Genomic DNA, 17,157 nt, shown 5'->3' on the forward strand with positions numbered 1-17,157 from the left:
GCGGGCTCGCGAGAGCCCGTTATCCTCGCACCCTGATGACAGCAAATTCGAGACTGCTCTATCAGACCTAGGTGTCGCCGATACCTTGGGATCGGTTTGCGCGAACCAATTCAGCGCCGCTAATCCGTACAGGTGAGGCCAGCCGGCAAGAGCGCCATCCGCGAAGATGCTCGATGCTGCCGGCGCTCCGACACCAAAGGACAATGGACGTCTCGTGATGGACGACCATTTCCTTTGAAGCGCCAGAGCGAACGCCTTCTGCGCTTGCAGTCGTCGTCAAAGACCGTTCAGGCGCTATCGAAACCGTCAATCCAGGGAGTCATCATGAGCAATCGCATCGACTACGCCAAGGCTTCGCCCGCAGGATACAAAGCTTTCGGCGGCGTGTACGTTCATCTTCTAAACAGCAGCCTCGAGAAAGAACTCGTCAATCTCGTCTACCTGCGGGTTTCGCATATAAACGGCTGCGCATTCTGCATCGACATGCATTCCCGCGACCTCCTCAAGCTCGGCGTTACCGTAGACAAGCTCGTACTCGTACCGGTTTGGCGGGACGCCGGCGCGCTTTTCAGTGCCCGCGAATGCGCCGCGCTTGCTTGGGCGGAAACCGTAACCCGCGTGGCCGAAACCAACATTCCCGATGCTGACTACCAAGCGGCCAAGGCCGTATTCCGCGACAAAGATCTTGCAGATCTAACATACGCAATCAGCTTGATTAACGTGTTCAATCGCTTGTCGATTGCGTTCCGTACGCCGCCCGCTGCTGCCGTCAAGGCGGAGAATGCCGCATAGGCGAAGTTACCATTGTCTTGGTTAAGCAAGGAGAGTTCGATGACGCCCACTTACGACCCGAAGATTACCGCGCTGCTGTGCATCGACTTCTACAACGACTTCCTGAGCGCAGGCGGGAAACTCTGGCCGTGGGTCAAGGACATCGCCGAGGAGGTTAACCTGCTCGACAATCTTCGCACGATCGTACGGGCAGCCCGCGAGGCGGAAATCGCAATTTATCACGTTCCGCATCATCGCTGGGAACCAGGCGACTATGTGGACTGGAAATACCCCTCTCCCTATCAGCTCGGCGCGGCAGAGCGCCAGGCCTTTGCGAAGGACACTTGGGGTGGGACGTTGCATGACGACTTCCAGGTTCAGCCGGGCGACATCATTGCCACCGAACACTGGGCATCAAGCGGTTTTCCGAATACAGACCTCGAACACAAGCTCAAGCGGTACGGCAAGGAAAAGATCATCTGCACAGGCCTGCTTGCGAACACCTGCCTTGAAGCCACAGCACGCGTCGGAATGGAACTCGGCTTCCACGTCACGCTGGTTCGAGACGGCACAGCGGCCCGCTCGCATGAAGCCCTGCATGCTGCACTCAACATCGACGGCCCGACCTTTGCTCATGAGATTTTGACGACGGCCGAGCTGGTATCGGCAATCAGACGCTCCGTGCCTGCCGACAAATCCGCGGCCTAAGCCGGTCAGTCCGAACGCCAGTTCCGATCGGAGGAGGTGGACGGAGGCCTGGCACGATTTGCGCGCCGGCCCACAAATTCCGGCGCCATCACCCGGCTATGCCAAACCGCAGACTATTGCGCCCACGTTGCGTGGGTACTCCGGCAATAGCACAGGCGATACGCGTCCCCGAGGAAATAGATAAGATGCTGCACCTAGCCATTGCCCCGCGGGTGTAGGCCACTCGGCGGGGGTCGATACTCAAATCCGAAATCATTCAGACGCCGGACCAAGATGGAGAGCACGTGGCACTTTGCGGCCGCCCCGGTTCTTCCCGCGCCACCGGCGCGGCGGGCAATTGGCGTTCACTCCTGGTAGCAAACCGCCAGCGCGCTGGGCTTTCGCCAGTGAGGCGTTTGAAGACTGTCGAGAAATGAGACTGAGCCTGAAATCCCACTGTAAGCGCCACCTCCGCGAGCTCCATATCGGTGTTTGCCAGTATGGACTTCGCACGTTCGATGCGTTGATGGAGCAAATAATCGTGGGGCCGCAATCCGGTCGCAGCTCGAAACTGTCCCGCAAAGTACATCCGCGACAATCCCGCCACCGCGGCCAGATCGGCGAGAGTGAGGGCCTTGTCCGAGTGCGCCTCAACGTAGTCCCTCACCCGCTTTAGGCGCCACTTGGGTAACGCATTGGTTGCTGGCGGCGACAATTCCATCCTGGCGATATGCATCACAAGGGTTTGGCCTACGCTCTCCACGTAACACTCGTCTCGCGTGTTGTTGTCCTCGACCAGCGAGCGGCCTAGCAGTTCCGCCAGGGGATCACGAATGATGAGGTCATTCAGCCTGGACGTCGGATTTGTTGGTTCAATCCCCGCTGCATCCTGGCGTTCGCGGAGATAATCGCTCGAAACATGGAAATGGATAAAGTCGCAGGGCACAAAGAATTCGACGGTCAGCAACTGAGAGGGGCCGGTGACGTGCAGCGTTCCGGCAGGCATAATGCCGTCATATACAGTATGCGGCCCTCTCATGAACTTGAGACGCGTTGCCTTCAACGCAACGCCAATAACATACCGTTCGGAGGGCGACACCGCCTCCTCGCAACGACGAAAGCTCCTGCGATCGAGCCAGCGCGATATCAAAATGTCCTGTTCGCGCGGCCGTTCGTCGATAGCGCCCGGGCAACGCCAAATGCGCTCCTCATAAAGTCCTCGACGCCCGATGTAATGCTCATCGGTAGCCTGTAAGGCGCGATGGGCTTCGGCTCGCTGGATGTTGGGTCTGGCCCTAACCGACTGGCAGTGCATCTTTTTCTTCCATCGAATGTGGCGTGAGCTGCGCGGCCCATTACCGCCTGCCCGCGCGTCTCATTGCCGAAACGCCGCCCCTGAGAATCATTTAGTACTGGCTGTATCTGACACTTGTTTCGCAGACGCCGTGGCGCCGGCTGCCTCGGCGTTTGCAGCAATCCAATCACCGCCATCCAACTGCAGATCGCTGTCCGTCTGCAGAGTGTTATCGTCGATCGGAAATATAAGTACTGAAGTGGCACCCTCCGCCCCAAATCGATGAACGATCTCTCCATTCAACCCGCTCGCCAGGGCCGCCATGATTTTCAATCCTTGACCCGGGGTAGATGAATGCCTTGACGACCCATTGTCCATGAAGCTGCATTGCGCAAATGGCCCGAAGCTCGACAATTCGATTCTAATTGTTCCTCCTCGGCCGCCGAAAGCGTGCCGAGCAGAATTTGTGATCAATTCGGAGATGATCATACCAAGCTTCCAGCATTTCTCGGCGTCCAGATGGAGAGCGGACTCGGACAGCACCATCTCGATACCTCGCCGGTCCAGGACGGCACGTTTGATCGATTGGCAAAGCGTACGGATGTACCTGGATGCATCGACACCCGAACTGTATGTTGGAATTTGAAGGGCCCGATGCATGTCGGCATAATTGTGCAAGAGATTTATCACTTCCAATAACGTCGCCTTCACCTCATCGCTGCTCGAGCGCGAGGCCATCCTTGAGGAAACTCCAATCAGGGAGGCGTACTCATTGTTGATTCGATGCGCCAGCTCCCGAACCAGGAGATACTCGCTCGTCTTCATCGACACGCTGGACGCAACAGCATCTGCGACTTCATTTTGTAATCGGATCGCCCGCATCGTATCATCCTGAATAGTTTGTGGGTTTGTGCGATTAGCCTGAATCTAGAACTGAATTGACCTTTTTTCGCCTTGATCGACTTCGCTTGCGATCGCATGATGGGGAAAGCGCACACGCGAATCTATTACACCATGGTGTCGTCGATACTTTTCGATAGTCCGTGCTGTGCCGGCATCCCTGGGCTCGGAGAACGTGCACAGCCCAATCGCCATCGTTCCTTCGAGACGGTTACCGAGGCAGCGGAGGCGATATCGCTACGGGTTCTCCGGTCTAAGGACCGAGAATGCGATTGGGGGGCCTTCAATGAAGATCCCCCCAAACCGACACCAAGGTATGATCGACCTTGGGCCGTGGATTGGCGCAGAGTCCGTGAAGGTGGCCGGCAACGGTGGCGGCAGATACGCAGTGCGTTATGAGGAACTCGTGATTACCAAACGCCCGCTTGTATCGGTCGTCGACGACGACGAGTCGGTCCGCGAGTCGTTGCCAGATCTGCTGAAGGAATTCGGCCTCTCCGTGCAGACGTTCTCTTCGGGCGAAGAGTTCCTCGCGTCTCAATACGTCTCCGAGACAGCGTGCCTGATCCTAGACGTCGCAATGCCCGGGATGAGCGGGCCTGCCTTGCAACAGGAATTGCTGCAACGTCAGAAGAAAATACCGATCGTCTTCATTACCGCCCAGGAATGCGAAGCCATCCGTCCGCAATTACTCGAGCGAGGCGCCACCGAATGCTTGTCCAAGCCCTTCAGCGACACGGCTCTCCGGGAGGCGATCAACGCCGCGCTTGGAACGAAATAGCGGCAGGGCATACTATTGCACGGGAGGGATTCTAATGAAATTATTCAGCGCGCCTGGCCATAGCTCGGGGTCGGTACTCATGTCACTCGCCACGCCAATTGTGTTCGTTGTCGACGATGACATATCCGTGCGCGAATCGTTGGAAGCATTGATCCGATTTGCGGGTTGGGAACCGGAGACATTCGTATCGGCGCAGGAGTTTCTGTCGCGCGCGCCGGCTGTCGTCCCAAACTGCCTGGTGCTGGACGTCAGCCTTCCGGGCCTCAACGGCCTCGACCTGCAAAAGCGCATCGCTGCCGACCGGATTGATATGCCAATCATTTTCATTACGGGTCACGGCGACGTGCCCATGACCGTCCAGGCAATGAAGGCGGGAGCGGTTGAGTTCCTGATGAAGCCATTCAGCGACGAGGTGCTGCTGAACGCTATTCGACACGCGCTCGAGCGCAGCCGCGGCGTCCTTGATCACGGCGCGAAGGTGCGAATGATCCGGGACCGTTACGCGTCACTTAGCCGCCGAGAGCGGGAGGTCATGGCCTTGGTCGTGACTGGACAATTAAACAAGCAGGTCGCGTTTGAGCTCGGCATCAGCGAGATCACGGTGAAAGCCCATCGAGGCAGGGTAATGCAAAAGATGAAGGCCGACTCTCTCGTCGACTTGGCGGCAATGGCCGCGACACTCCATCTTGCGCCGGGAGAATAATTAGGAGCGGCCGCGGCATTTCCGCCTTCAATATTTCATCGGTTGCTTCACGTAGACCGCCACCTGAGTAAGAGCCGTCAACTCGCCAATGCAAACGGCATCGTGTCTTTTTGTAAATTGCGAGAGTCGCGCGAAATACGCCATCGTCTGGATCCGATAGAAGAAGACGTCATGGAGAGATTACCGATCGGCCCCCCGCCGTCCTGGGCCTCTCCATGGACGCCTCCCCCTACCCTGAACTGGCCCGATGACTGAACAGTCATCGGGCTTTTTTTGTCCAGGCAACGACTGGTCACAATCAGCAATCAACGACCAGAAATTGCCTTCAAACGCCTCTCATGCTCAGCTTCTTATCGGGAGTGTCCGACTTGTGCTCGTTTCCTGATTGTGGTCGCTCTCTAATCCAAGCGGAATGGAAAACGAAAATGAAACGCCATGAGTTTCGTTCGGCGTCACCCAAAGGCGGCCACGATGATTCTCGACAATGGAGCGGCTAACCGACAAGCCGATCCCCATGCCGCCAGCCTTGGTCGTGTAAAAAGCATCGAACAGCCTGTTGGTATCCTGAGGATTGAATCCTGCTCCTGCGTCTTGCACAGTCACACGAACCTGATCATCAGGATCTCGCTCGGTTCTGACAACCAGCTTCCTCGGACGATCTTCAACATCTCTCATCGCGTCTGACGCATTTCGGATCAGATTCAGGATAACCTGCTGCAGCTGAACTCGATCGCCCATGACAAGCGGAAGCTCATTTGCAAATTCGGCCTGAATGTAGACGCGGTCCTTTTGAAGTTCGCCCAACAACAGCGCAATCACCTCCTGCGCGGCTTCACTCACGTCAACCGATTCGAATACGAACTTCCTCTTGCCAAAGAGCGCACGCAACCGAACGATGACATCGGATGCGCGGTTGCCGTCCCGAATCGTGCGCCGCGCGGTTTCGCGCGCTCCTTCGACATTGGGGGGCTCGGCGGCCAGCATCCGAAGGCAGGTACTGGCATTGGTGAGGATGCCCGACAGAGGTTGGTTAACTTCGTGCGCGATCGACGCCGTCAATGCACCAAGGCTTGCGACCCTCACGACGTGAGCCAGCTCTGATCTGACTTCGCCGAGCGCCATTTCCGCGAGGTGGCGCTTCGTAATATCCTGGACAGCACCAATGTACTCCAGCTGGTCATGCTGGTTTCGAGTCGCGTGAGCGACCAAGTGCAGGTACTTTACCGAATGGTCCGGCATCTGGAGTCTGTGTTCGTACTCGAAACCGTCAGCTGCACTGTTCGCCCGGGCCATCATGTCGCGCAGCAAGTGCATGTCATCCGGGTGAACGCGAGTGGCAATCAGTTCGACCGTTACAGGAACCGCCTGATCAAACTCGAAGATGCGATAGACCTGATCAGACCACATGATGTCGCCTGTCGCCAAACACCATGAGAAGCTACCCGTACGACTGAGGCGCTGCCCTTCGCTGAGAAATGCCTCGCTTTGCCGTAGTTCTTCCTCCCATTGTTTTCGTTCCATAATGTCGCGCAGGTAGCCTGTGAACGATGGCGGCCCGTCCAGCGGGATACGAGAGATCGTCAACTCAACCGGAAACTCGCTTCCATCAGCGCGCACCGCGACCGTCTCAAGGCGCTTTCCGATTAGCCTGGACTCACCTGTCGCCAAATGACGGGCTAGTCCCAGCTGGTGTTTCTCCCGCATTGAGGGAGGGACGATAACTTCGGCCAATTGCTTGCCAACGACGGCATTTCTTCGATAGCCAAAAGTCCGTTCCGCGGCTGGGTTGAACTCGGTAATGGATCCCTCATGATCGATGGTAATGATGCAGTCGATCGCTGAATTGAGGATCGCCGTCTTCCGTGCCTCACTTCGCTTCAGCGCCGCGTCACTCTGCGAACGTTCGATGGCGATGCTGGCGATGTGCGTAAATCGCTCAATAAGTGACTGATGTTCCACCGTGGGTGATCGCGGCTCGCGATAATAGAGCGCAAAGGTCCCCAGAGTCTTTCCGGTCAAGGACACGATCGGCGTCGACCAACACGAGATCAGACCGTGGCGTTTCGCGAGATCGCGCCATCCATTGCGCCAGCGGGTGTCGGTCGCAACGTCCGACATGATTACCTGTATCTTTTCCCGCGCGGCCGTTACGCATGGGCCGCCCCTATCCTGCAAGGACCAGCCGCGCGCTGCCTCGTTGAATTCAGCCGCGAGGCTCGGCGCTATCGCTTCCTCGAACTTGTTACCAGTGGCATCGACCAACAGGATACTGCAGTAGCAGCCATCCATGGTGTCTTCGGCCAACTGGCAGAGCACTTCGAGTATCTCCGACAATGATTGGCGTCCTGCCACCATCTCAAGAAGCCGCTTCTCGCTGGCGAGCAGCGCCTCAGCTCGCTTTCGGTCATCTATATCGGTTTGCAGCACATACCAACGAACGATATGACCGCGCGCATCCCTAAGAGGCAATCCGCGGACATGGAACCACCGATAGACGCCGTCCGCCCGTCGTATTCGATGCTCGATTTCGTAAGTTTCCCCGGTGGCTATCGCGCGTTCCCAGGCACCTGTCACAAAGCGAAGATCGTCCTGATGAACCAGATCACTCGTTTTCCATTCATTCAGAGTTTGGGGCGTTGCATCTGCACCGACGTATTCCAGATAATGGCGGTTGACATCCTCTATCTCGCCAGCCGGCGTCAAGAACGTCATCAAGGCGGGGATTGTGTCGGTGACATTGCTGTGTTGCTCATGGCGCGGTCCCAAGGGGTCTGCTGATTGTCTTTGGTCTTCAATATCGAAACCTAATCCGCACCATTTGGTTACCGTTCCAGACGCATCGACCACGGCACGCATTCGGAAAACGAACCAGCGATACTCCCCATCACGGCTACGGAGCCGCGCTTCCATTGTCCTCGGTTCGGCAACCGACAGGCCGGGTTTCCACCACGCGATCAGTTTAGGCACATCTTCGGGGTGGCTTGCCGCGCACCACCCCGTTCTGAGCAGATCATCAATGCTGAGTCCTGTGAACTCACGCCAAGACTCGCTGAGGAAATCAACATGCCCGTCAGGCAGTGTCGTCCACACCAATCCGGGAAGTGTGTGAAGAGCGGGACCAAGATCGTCTTTCATGTCGACCCTTTCTCGACGATCGCCATGATACGATAGTGTTCTAAATTGCGAAAAGAGGTCGATGATACCTTGGTGTCGGTTGAGCAGTTGACATTCTGCCAGCATACTCCGCCCAACGACCGAGCCACAACCGATTTTCACCCGATATATCCAGCACTTATGGGCAGCGTCGGAGCTCGCTGATGGACGCGAGCGGGATGATCGCTCATCCAGAAACACCGGATGCAAATCCCCACAACACCTAGGTGCAATGGATTCACGTTCGATCCTGCGTAATCACAGGTCAGCAATTTCGGTGCTTCCATTCCATGCGAGGCGGTTTCGCAACGGCATCGAAGCTCGGCAGTCCCAAGCAGCGGTCGTCGGTGAAACCGCGCGTTGGGACAGCCGATCTCTCATTGAAGAACGCATCTTATCTCGACGGGAGCGCGCCATGGACCATTGTGAATTTGACTACATCGTCGTTGGCGCCGGTTCGGCCGGGTGCGTATTGGCCTCTCGCCTGACGGAGGATCCAAACGTTACGGTCTGCCTGTTGGAAGCCGGCGGGCGGGATTCCAGCGTCTTGATTCATGCGCCGGCTGGCTTCGTCGCGATGGTGCCAACCAAAATCAATAACTATGCATATCAGACGGTACCTCAGCCCGGCCTGAATGGCCGCCGCGGATATCAACCGCGCGGCAAGACGCTTGGAGGCTCGAGCTCGATCAATGCGATGTTCTATGTGCGAGGAAACAGGTGGGATTACGACCACTGGGCATCGCTCGGCAATCCGGGCTGGTCTTATGACGAGGTATTGCCGCTGTTCAAGCGCGCTGAAAACAACGAAGAATTCAAAGATGACTTCCACGGACAGGGTGGTCCACTGAACGTTACCTATCCGCGACACCAGAGTCCGCTCACCAACCTGTTTCTAGAGGCCGCTGCCCTGCACCAGATTCGGCCAAACCCCGATTACAATGGAGCCGAACAAGAGGGCGCCTTCAAATATCAGGTCACTCACAAGGGCGGCGAGCGCTGGAGCGCTGCCAAGGCGTACATAACCCCCAACCTCTCGCGAAAAAATCTCAGGGTTTTGACCCATGCCATCTCGGCGAAGGTATTGCTTGAAAATCGCCGTGCATGTGGCGTGATGTACTACCAAGGAGGCGGATTGAAAGAAGTGCGAGCCCGACGAGAAGTGATCCTGGCGGGCGGGACCTTTGGCTCACCGCAGCTACTGCAGCTTTCCGGCATTGGGCCCGGCGAAGAGCTGAAAAAGCTCGACATTCCAGTCGAGAATGACGTGCCTGGCGTCGGCAAGAATCTACAGGACCACATTGACTACGTTCAATCGTGGCGCGTGCCGAACGATACTGAAACAGTTGGCATTTCGCTCCGAGGCGCGTTGAAGCTGACACGCGCGATCTTCGAATGGCGCAAGGCGCGCACAGGCCTCGTGACGACGACCTATGGCACTTCCGGCGCATTCATCCGTTCGTCGCCCGATGCCCCAGCTCCCGATCTGCAGTTGATCTTCGTCATCGCGATAGTTGACGATCACGGACGCAAACTCCACATGGGTCATGGCATCTCCTGCCATGTGGACGTCTTGCGCCCGTACAGTCGGGGCACCGTTGGACTTGACAGCACCGACCCGCGCGATGCTCCCCGAATTGATCCCAAATTCCTTTCAGATGAGCGCGATCTGAAACTGCTGGTCAAGGGAGCCCAGATCCAGCAACGCATCATCGAATCCCGACCTTTCGATCGGCTCCGCGGCAAGATGCTGTACCCGACGCGATCCAACGATCCCGCCGGCTTGGAGAAGGATATTCGCTGCCGCGCTGACACGCAGTATCACCCGATCGGCACCTGTAAAATGGGCCCGGAAAGCGATTCGACGGCCGTGGTTGATGCAAAGCTGTGCGTGCGGGGTGTTGGCGCGTTGCGCGTGGTTGATGCGTCGATCATGCCAACCATAGTCGGCGGCAACACCAATGCCGCGACAATCATGATTGCCGAAAAGGCCTCCGACTTGATCCGAGAAAGCGCCTGACTTCGCTAGAACGTCATAGCGGAACACGGAAACGGACCCTGACTTCATACGCGAACTATCGCGACAGGCTGGTGTGACTTCCTTGGACTGTCTTCCTTGGACAAGGCATTAGCTTTCCTGTTCACTGAAGCAAGAAGGGTTGCGATCGCGCAGTTCTTGTCACCTACCGCGGGGTGCGCAGTCGGGTGAACCCTGCGGACCGTGAATGACGTTACTCAAGCGATTCGTAAGGTTATGAAAGTGCCGGTGAAGCCAGCCACCACTGTCACTCGCCCGCTCGTCGCGGATCGTCACCGTAACAGTCATTCCCGAAACGAGCGGAACCCCGGCCGGTACATTGGTGATCTTGAGGCGCACCGGCACTCGTTGCGCCAGTCGCACCCAGGTGTAGACCGGATCGACGCTGGGCAGCCCCTGGGTGCTCGGTGCGGCGTTGGAGACGCTGATGCCGCGGGTCACACTCTCGACCAGCCCCAGGATCGGGTCGCGATATCCCATCAGTGCCGCTTCGGCACGCATGCCGACGCAGACATGAGCCATCTTGGTTTCCTCGAAGTAGCCGTCAATCCAGTAACTATCCGCATCGATGACCGAAATGTTGGTCGCGCCGGCGTGAGCATAGTCTCCGACCCGCATCAGTAGATTGGTGACATAGCCATTGACGGGACTGCGCACCTGCGTCCGCTTGAGATTAATGTCGGCTTGTGCAACTTGCTGCTGGGCAGCGTCGAAGGCCGCCTGCGCCTGGTTAGCATTGCCGGCAAACACTTGCTGCTCTTCGGGTGTCGTGGCGAGGTCGGAGAGCCGCATTCGCCGTTCCGATTGGATTCGCTTGACCTGCAAATCGATGGCTTTCTGACGCAATATCGCTTGGCTCGTGTCGAGCGCCACCTTGAAGTCGAACGTATCGATCACATAGAGCACGTCACCTTCGCGAACGAACTGGTTGTCGACGACTCGGATTTCCGTAATTTGCCCCGACACCTGAGGCGCAATGCTCGCTACCTGCACGCGGATGCGGCCGTCTCGCGTCCACGGCGCGTTGACATAAACGTCCCAGATGAGGAGAGCGGCTAACCCGGCGAGCGCAAGGATGGCCGCCGTCGTCGCGCGCTTGAACACCTCCCGAGCAAAGCGAGCCGTAGGGCCTCGAACCCCAGTCACCTGCCCTTTCAAAACGGGCCTTTCGACGCTCAGATTCCGTTCAAGGGTAACGCCAGGCTGATCTCCGCCCGGCGCGAGGCCGCCATTACTCACAGAGCGCTCAGCCACCGTGGCGCGGGTATCGGCTGTGTTATCCTTCGTCCGGTCGTCTGTGATGGTATCGTGCAGCTGCAAGACCTTCTCCCTCTAGAACACCGCAATCAAAAGCGCGAGAACCAAGACGTAGAGGCTCAACTCCGCCGCCGGCGGATTACTGAAGGCGCGTTCGAACGATACGAGGTACAGCAAGGGACGCAGCACAGCGAAGATTGCAAGGGCGGCACCTGCATAGAGGACGAAAGGCGAGACGAGCACCCCGTCGAGGACCAATTCAGAGAAGGTATGCATCATGAGGCAAAAGACCCATGCGGATGGAAGCCGAGGGCGGCGGTGGGGTCGATCAGGGAAGCAGCCCAGATCAGATCCAGGCGGGCCGCGCGAGCGAGGGCCAGGTCATCACGACTGAACCCAGCGGTCGCGCCTGCGAGATCGTCGGCAATTCGGCGAAGGCGAAGGGGATCACAGGCAGCCAGAGCCGCATTGGTCTCGACCATCAACCGTGAGCCCGTTCGAGCAACTAGTTCGGTCAGCGTTGTCCGAACCCGGCGCACAGCCGCCGCACGTCCGAACAACTCCATAGCCTGACGGAGGTCATCCCGGTGTCCATCTGACGAAGGTTGCAGCGCTGCGAGTTGCCTAATGCGGTCCGCGTCTCGGAACAGGGCCTCTTCATTTGGGCGCCGAGAGTAGCCATCGGTAAGGAGTCCGCGCATCTCTGCTTGCGCCGACATCAGGTACCAGTGCCGCCGAAGCGCATCGGACGTTGGAAGGATAACCCGGAGAAGGACGAACAGCAGGATAACCGATGCGATCGCAATAAGGCTGGAGAACAGGTAGGGTTCGGGGTCGTAACGCTGCGGATTCGTTGGCGAGAGCATCACGGGAAAGACAACCAGCACAAGGAACGCGGTCACGGCCAGTCTCGGGTTGGGCGCCGTGCATAGGAGGGCGGTGGCAATGACGCTTGGTGCTATACCGATCGCCAAGAGAGGAAACTGGTCGACCCCGTCCAGAATAAAAAATTCGGTTACACCCGCAAGCATCACAGCGATCGGTACAGCGATAACAGCTGCTGTGGCGAAAGCGCCCGAGTTCGGAACGTTGGCACTCAGGGCAATGATCACGCCTGTCAAAGCGATGCCTAGCGATGCGAACGGCCAGCCGCCAAGGGACAATAAGGCCGCGATCGTCAGCGCTACCAGAAACGCGCGCAGCCCGTTTCGTGCCGCCACTCGGCTCGAACGGTAGATGGGCGCATCAAACTCATGTGTAGGGCGACGGCCTGCTTGGAGAGCTCCAATAGCGTCTTTAGCTCTTTGGTTCTCGACCAGCAATTCTAGAGCGTAACGGACGAAAATCGCCTCGTACGGGTCGAAGTTATCGGAATTCGCATGCTGTTGCAGGCGTCCAGGCAAAACACGGTTCTCTTCCGCCAGGCCATTGTCGAGTGCCTCCCCTAGCCCGGTTCGGAGAGATCGCAACGTCGTCGGGGGGAGTGATGCCAATGCGCCTACGGCGCTGACTACACCGACCAATGCTACGGCCGCGTTACGGGCTGCCGCGCGCCGCGCCGACCCACGACCCGATTCGACCGCAAGGGCCGAGATGTCGGGACGAAGCGCTGTGATCTCACGCAGCAGATTAGCCGACCGGATCGGGTCGGCGCTCTTGCCACCGAGGATAGCAAGTGCAACGGCAATTATTCGCCGATGGATGGTTGTGAGCTTGGACAACAGACTCGCATCCAAGTTCGGAGCACCGAATACTTCGCCGATCAGAGCGAGCGCGGCGACTCCGACCACAATAGCCGCACCGCGGTTAAAGCCGGCCAGGACGATGTTCTGAGGCGAGTCGATCTGGACCACAGCCACCAGAGCAACCGTATAACCGGATAACACGGCGCCGTAGGCCCTGCTGTCCTCCAAAAGCCCGCCGACGTAAACGCAGAGTCCGAGCCAAGCCGCGAAGACGATTATGAACAGCTCACGAGTTTGCGCGAACAATCCAGCAATCACAATAGACGCGATAATCCCGATGATAGTGGCGAGAACTCGGTATAGCGCCCTTTGATAGACCTGCCCCCGCGTCTGTAAGGCGAGAATGCTGACGGTAACCGCGGCGGACGACGCGCTGTCGAGCTGCAGCCAGAAAGCCGCATACAGGGCCGTCACCATGGCGGCCCACGTCCGGAACGCAAATGCCCACGCAGAGAGGGGAAACCCGGCAATCATACGAAACATAGTCTGTCCGAGCCCCTCAATCCATTCAGAATAGAGCTCTCGTGAGGCCGGGGAATACCGGGACCGTGAGATAAAGGATGATGTTAAGCAAAGCGCGAATCTATTGGACCAAGGTGTCGTCAAGACTTCAGTGCCATCGGCCGACTGACCTGCGAATGTAAAAAAACAGTTCAAGGCAGGAAGAATAAATTCGATCAGAAGGCGAGGATATGGGTGCTGCCAATGAGGAGGGCATCGAGATGACGCAAACAATCCCTGTGGCGCGGGCGACAATCAGTCCAGCGCCCGCCCGCCCTGAAGAAACGACCTCGCTTTACCAGGCGATGATGCGTGGATTTCGTTGCAGATGCCCGAACTGTGGCAAAGGTCATCTGTTCGGCAAATATCTGAAGGTTGCTGATCAATGCGAAGAATGCGGCGAAGAATTTCATCACCACCGTGCCGATGACTTGCCAGCCTATCTCGTCATCATCGTGGTTGGCCATGTTATCGTTCCGGCCGTTCTGGCCGTCGAAGTTGCCTACTCGCCACCTTACTGGCTACACGCGCTGATCTGGCTACCACTAACTCTCGTGAGTTCGCTCGGCCTTCTGCAACCTACGAAGGGCGCAATCGTCGGTCTGCAGTGGCAGACAGGCATGCATGGTTTCGAAGCGGCCAGGACGCGCAGGCTGGAGCAACTTGCCATCACCGCTTCGGTAACATCCGAGCCGGCGTTGATCGGTCCAGCACAGCAGGTCGTGCATTCTCGACATTGGTCGGACAACATGAAAGACGATCGCGCATTGTTCGGACTAAGCACTGACCGAGCCCAAAAGGGGACAGAACACATTTCCGATCGGTGTCAACCATGAACCACGAAGTACCAGCCATTCCAATAACGGTTGCCGTGCTATTTCACAGCGGCTTTGGCCACACTGCTCGGCAGGCAGAAGCCGTGCGGCGTGGTGTCGAACGGGTCGCGGGCGCATCTGTCCTCTTTTTGACATCAGACGAGGCTCAGGGCCGCTTGGATGACCTTAAACTTGCAGACGCAATCATCTTCGGCGCCCCGACCTACATGGGAAGCGTGTCCGGACGGTTCAAAACCTTCATGGATTCGACGTCAAAACCCTACGCTACGGGCGCGTGGAAGGACAAGATCGCGGCAGGCTTCACAAACTCGGGGTCAAAGTCGGGTGACAAGCTCGCTACACTGACCCAATTCGCCATCTTCGCGGCGCAACACCGCATGCATTGGGTCAATCTCGGTCTTCCGTCCGGCAACAACAGTACGTACGGCTCAGATCACGACCTCAATCGGCTTGGCTTCTGGCTAGGCGCCGCGGCACAGTCGAACAACGATCAAGGGCCTGACTTTGCCCCACCCGAATCCGATCTTCTGACCGCCGAATACCTCGGCGAGCGCGTGGCAAGGGTCACGCAGCAATTTGTGCGCGGTCGTTTGCCTGCAGTCGAAGGCTTGTTGCCAGACATCCTCGAGAGCACATCATGATCGAGTCCGGCTTCGTTGGCGAGCTCCCCGCCGAAACTGAAATATCGTGCACGCATCAAAGATTTGCTTCACTAGGTTCATCATACTGCGTTCCGTACACCTCCCGCTTTCTTCGGCGCGAACCGGAGTTGCTGCATAGGCTCATCGTCGTGCCACAAGCCGACGTCGCATTCGTATCGCGACCTAGTGTGGTGCGATCGAGATGGCTTTCAACGGAAGCCTTTTTGTAAACCAGTCTTGAAAACGAAATTTGCGGGGAAAAACGTGATGCATCGATCGTGTGTTTCCGCGTCATAAGCGGACTTGGCCGATAAGCCTCAGGACGTCTGCTTCGGCCACTCGACCCAAACGAAACCGGAGAATAATATGTCAAAGGCACTCAAGGCCCAGGATTGTGCCCTGATCCTGATCGATCATCAGATCATCTCGATGTCCATGATCAAAACCCAAGCCCTTGAAATCGCCAAGCACAACAACATCGCCCTGGTGAAGGCGGCTAAAATCCTCGGCATTCCCAGTGTCTGGACCAGCAGCAACGAGGACGCCAACAAGGACTGGTGGATGCCAGGTCTGGAAGAGATCAACCGCGATGCCTATGCGCGCCGGATCAAGCGCACCGGCATTGTCGATTCCTGGAACGATCCGGACTTTGTCCGTGCCGTCGAGGCAACGGGACGCCATAGCTTGATCATGGCTGGGACCACCAATGACGGCTGCCTGCTCTATACCGCCCTCAGCGCTCGGCGGGCTGGCTACGAAGTTCACGCGGTCCTCGATGCTGGCGGCTCGCCTTTTCAGATTTCCGAAGATGCCGCTCGTTTGCGCATGATGCAGGGAGGCATCGTCGTGACGGCAACTAATACCCTTCTGGGCGAGCTCGCGGATAACTGGGCACTCCCGCACGGCCAGCAAATTCGACTTGTTCTGGCCGAAACATTCCAGCACACGCTCGGCTCTTTCGGCTTGTCCACTTAGGCAAACCAACGAAACCGGTGTCGAAGGGGCTCCGTCTAAGTAGGCCCGGGCCATTGTTGCACCCGCAACAAGCAAACGAACGGACATCACGGACCCCTCACGACCTACTCCCTCACCTGAGGTCAGTAAGGCCGTCCTTCTCAAGTTTCACTGGAATCGAAAACGAAAAAGAAGCACCGTGAGTCTCATTCGCAGTCGCCCACAACCGGCCACGGTGACTATCAATAATGGAACGGCTTACGGATAGGCCGATCCCCATACCGCCAGCCTTGGTGGTATAGAATGCATCAAATAGCTTGCCGGCATCCTGCGATCTAAAACCCACACCGGCATCCTGCACAGTCACGCAGATATGATCGTCACGGTCTCGCATGGTTCGGACGAACAATTGCCTCGGTCGATCCTCTATTGCGGTCATTGCATCTGACGCATTTCGGAGCAGGTTCAGGATGACCTGCTGAAGCTGTACGCGATCGCCCATAACTAGCGGAAGGCCTTCAACAAGCTCCGTCTGAAGCCTAACTCGATTTCTCTGAAGCTCGACCAACAACAGCGCAATCACTTCTCGCGTCGCATCATTCAGATCTATTGATTCGATCGCAAATCTTTTCTTGCCGAATAGCGCTCGCAATCGAACGATCACATCCGACGCTCGTTTTCCATCGCGAATCGTCCGACGCACAGTTTCGCGCGCTCCCTCAACGTTGGGAGGGTCGGCAGCCAACATTCGCAGGCAGGTGCTGGCATTGGTGAGGATACCCGACAGAGGTTGGTTAACTTCATGCGCGATCGACGCCGTCAATGCACCAAGGCTTGCGACCCTCACGACGTGAGCCAGCTCTGATCTGACTTCGCCGAGCGCCATTTCCGCGAGG

Annotated in this window: 14 protein-coding genes and 1 pseudogene; 8 read left to right on the forward strand and 7 right to left on the reverse strand. The window is 57.5% G+C overall.

What is annotated here, in order from left to right; genetic code table 11:
• Nucleotides 1-324: 324 nt before the first annotated feature.
• Nucleotides 325-792 (forward strand): carboxymuconolactone decarboxylase family protein, encoded by a 468-nt coding sequence (locus tag JQ611_RS36795; protein WP_212468205.1) that lies wholly within the window; start codon nucleotides 325-327, stop codon nucleotides 790-792.
• A gap of 39 nt (nucleotides 793-831) precedes the next feature.
• Nucleotides 832-1,479, forward strand: a complete 648-nt coding sequence (locus JQ611_RS36800) for a cysteine hydrolase family protein (RefSeq protein WP_212412429.1) — start codon at nucleotides 832-834, stop codon at nucleotides 1,477-1,479.
• Between the two features lie 256 nt (nucleotides 1,480-1,735).
• On the opposite strand, the gene JQ611_RS36805 is transcribed toward JQ611_RS36800, so the two are convergent.
• Entirely contained in the window at nucleotides 1,736-2,773 is a 1,038-nt protein-coding gene (locus tag JQ611_RS36805) for an AraC family transcriptional regulator (protein ID WP_212468206.1), read from the reverse strand.
• Nucleotides 2,774-2,860: 87 nt separating this feature from the next.
• Nucleotides 2,861-3,634: a sensor histidine kinase gene (locus JQ611_RS36810; protein ID WP_212468207.1), complete on the reverse strand. Its 774-nt coding sequence runs from the start codon at nucleotides 3,632-3,634 to the stop codon at nucleotides 2,861-2,863.
• Nucleotides 3,635-3,938: 304 nt separating this feature from the next.
• Here JQ611_RS36810 and JQ611_RS36815 point away from each other — a divergent pair, with 304 nt between their 5' ends.
• Nucleotides 3,939-4,433, forward strand: coding sequence for a response regulator (locus JQ611_RS36815; RefSeq protein ID WP_312012352.1), 495 nt, complete (start codon nucleotides 3,939-3,941; stop codon nucleotides 4,431-4,433).
• Nucleotides 4,434-4,467: 34 nt separating this feature from the next.
• Nucleotides 4,468-5,136 (forward strand): response regulator transcription factor, encoded by a 669-nt coding sequence (locus tag JQ611_RS36820; protein WP_249133740.1) that lies wholly within the window; start codon nucleotides 4,468-4,470, stop codon nucleotides 5,134-5,136.
• Nucleotides 5,137-5,478: 342 nt separating this feature from the next.
• Here the strand turns inward: JQ611_RS36820 and JQ611_RS36825 are convergent, their stop codons facing one another.
• Nucleotides 5,479-8,271, reverse strand: coding sequence for a PAS domain S-box protein (locus JQ611_RS36825; protein ID WP_212468208.1), 2,793 nt, complete (start codon nucleotides 8,269-8,271; stop codon nucleotides 5,479-5,481).
• A gap of 433 nt (nucleotides 8,272-8,704) precedes the next feature.
• Between JQ611_RS36825 and JQ611_RS36830 the strand changes: the two genes are divergently transcribed.
• Complete coding sequence (locus JQ611_RS36830; protein WP_212468209.1) at nucleotides 8,705-10,309, forward strand: GMC family oxidoreductase; 1,605 nt, start codon at nucleotides 8,705-8,707, stop codon at nucleotides 10,307-10,309.
• Between the two features lie 159 nt (nucleotides 10,310-10,468).
• Here JQ611_RS36830 and JQ611_RS36835 read toward each other — a convergent pair whose 3' ends face one another.
• From JQ611_RS36835 to JQ611_RS36845, 3 genes are all read right to left on the reverse strand, one after another.
• A complete protein-coding gene (locus JQ611_RS36835) occupies nucleotides 10,469-11,404 on the reverse strand; it encodes a biotin/lipoyl-binding protein (RefSeq protein ID WP_409411327.1) in 936 nt (311 codons plus the stop codon).
• A 255-nt stretch (nucleotides 11,405-11,659) separates the two neighbouring features.
• Nucleotides 11,660-11,863 (reverse strand): DUF1656 domain-containing protein, encoded by a 204-nt coding sequence (locus JQ611_RS36840; RefSeq protein ID WP_211995953.1) that lies wholly within the window; start codon nucleotides 11,861-11,863, stop codon nucleotides 11,660-11,662.
• Nucleotides 11,860-13,812 carry an FUSC family protein gene (locus JQ611_RS36845; RefSeq protein ID WP_212468210.1) on the reverse strand — a complete coding sequence of 651 codons (1,953 nt, stop codon included), beginning with the start codon at nucleotides 13,810-13,812 and terminating at the stop codon, nucleotides 11,860-11,862. The genes JQ611_RS36840 and JQ611_RS36845 overlap by 4 nt, the downstream gene beginning before the upstream one ends.
• A gap of 239 nt (nucleotides 13,813-14,051) precedes the next feature.
• On the opposite strand from JQ611_RS36845, the pseudogene JQ611_RS42190 reads away from it, so the two are divergent.
• The 3 genes and pseudogenes from JQ611_RS42190 to JQ611_RS36860 form a co-directional block, all read left to right on the forward strand.
• A pseudogene (locus tag JQ611_RS42190) lies at nucleotides 14,052-14,483 on the forward strand (DUF983 domain-containing protein); the annotation flags it as partial.
• A gap of 179 nt (nucleotides 14,484-14,662) precedes the next feature.
• Complete coding sequence (locus JQ611_RS36855; RefSeq protein ID WP_211995955.1) at nucleotides 14,663-15,307, forward strand: flavodoxin family protein; 645 nt, start codon at nucleotides 14,663-14,665, stop codon at nucleotides 15,305-15,307.
• A gap of 366 nt (nucleotides 15,308-15,673) precedes the next feature.
• Complete coding sequence (locus tag JQ611_RS36860; RefSeq protein WP_211995956.1) at nucleotides 15,674-16,282, forward strand: isochorismatase family protein; 609 nt, start codon at nucleotides 15,674-15,676, stop codon at nucleotides 16,280-16,282.
• Between the two features lie 112 nt (nucleotides 16,283-16,394).
• Here JQ611_RS36860 and JQ611_RS36865 read toward each other — a convergent pair.
• Nucleotides 16,395-17,157 (reverse strand): sensor histidine kinase (locus tag JQ611_RS36865; protein WP_212468211.1); only part of this gene is annotated, 763 nt, incomplete at its 5' end.

Origin of the sequence: Bradyrhizobium sp. AUGA SZCCT0182 (assembly GCF_018130185.1) — a bacterium.
Lineage (GTDB): Bacteria > Pseudomonadota > Alphaproteobacteria > Rhizobiales > Xanthobacteraceae > Bradyrhizobium.

Coding starts and splice junctions, on each gene's coding strand:
- JQ611_RS36795 (WP_212468205.1), top strand. CDS start 325: ATGAGCAATCGCATCGACTACGCCAAGGCTTCGCCCGCAGGATACAAA.
- JQ611_RS36855 (WP_211995955.1), top strand. CDS start 14,663: ATGAACCACGAAGTACCAGCCATTCCAATAACGGTTGCCGTGCTATTT.
- JQ611_RS36815 (WP_312012352.1), top strand. CDS start 3,939: ATGAAGATCCCCCCAAACCGACACCAAGGTATGATCGACCTTGGGCCG.
- JQ611_RS36805 (WP_212468206.1), bottom strand. CDS start 2,773: ATGCACTGCCAGTCGGTTAGGGCCAGACCCAACATCCAGCGAGCCGAA.
- JQ611_RS36820 (WP_249133740.1), top strand. CDS start 4,468: ATGAAATTATTCAGCGCGCCTGGCCATAGCTCGGGGTCGGTACTCATG.
- JQ611_RS36860 (WP_211995956.1), top strand. CDS start 15,674: ATGTCAAAGGCACTCAAGGCCCAGGATTGTGCCCTGATCCTGATCGAT.
- JQ611_RS36810 (WP_212468207.1), bottom strand. CDS start 3,634: ATGCGGGCGATCCGATTACAAAATGAAGTCGCAGATGCTGTTGCGTCC.
- JQ611_RS36845 (WP_212468210.1), bottom strand. CDS start 13,812: ATGTTTCGTATGATTGCCGGGTTTCCCCTCTCTGCGTGGGCATTTGCG.
- JQ611_RS36825 (WP_212468208.1), bottom strand. CDS start 8,271: ATGAAAGACGATCTTGGTCCCGCTCTTCACACACTTCCCGGATTGGTG.
- JQ611_RS36800 (WP_212412429.1), top strand. CDS start 832: ATGACGCCCACTTACGACCCGAAGATTACCGCGCTGCTGTGCATCGAC.
- JQ611_RS36840 (WP_211995953.1), bottom strand. CDS start 11,863: ATGATGCATACCTTCTCTGAATTGGTCCTCGACGGGGTGCTCGTCTCG.
- JQ611_RS36830 (WP_212468209.1), top strand. CDS start 8,705: ATGGACCATTGTGAATTTGACTACATCGTCGTTGGCGCCGGTTCGGCC.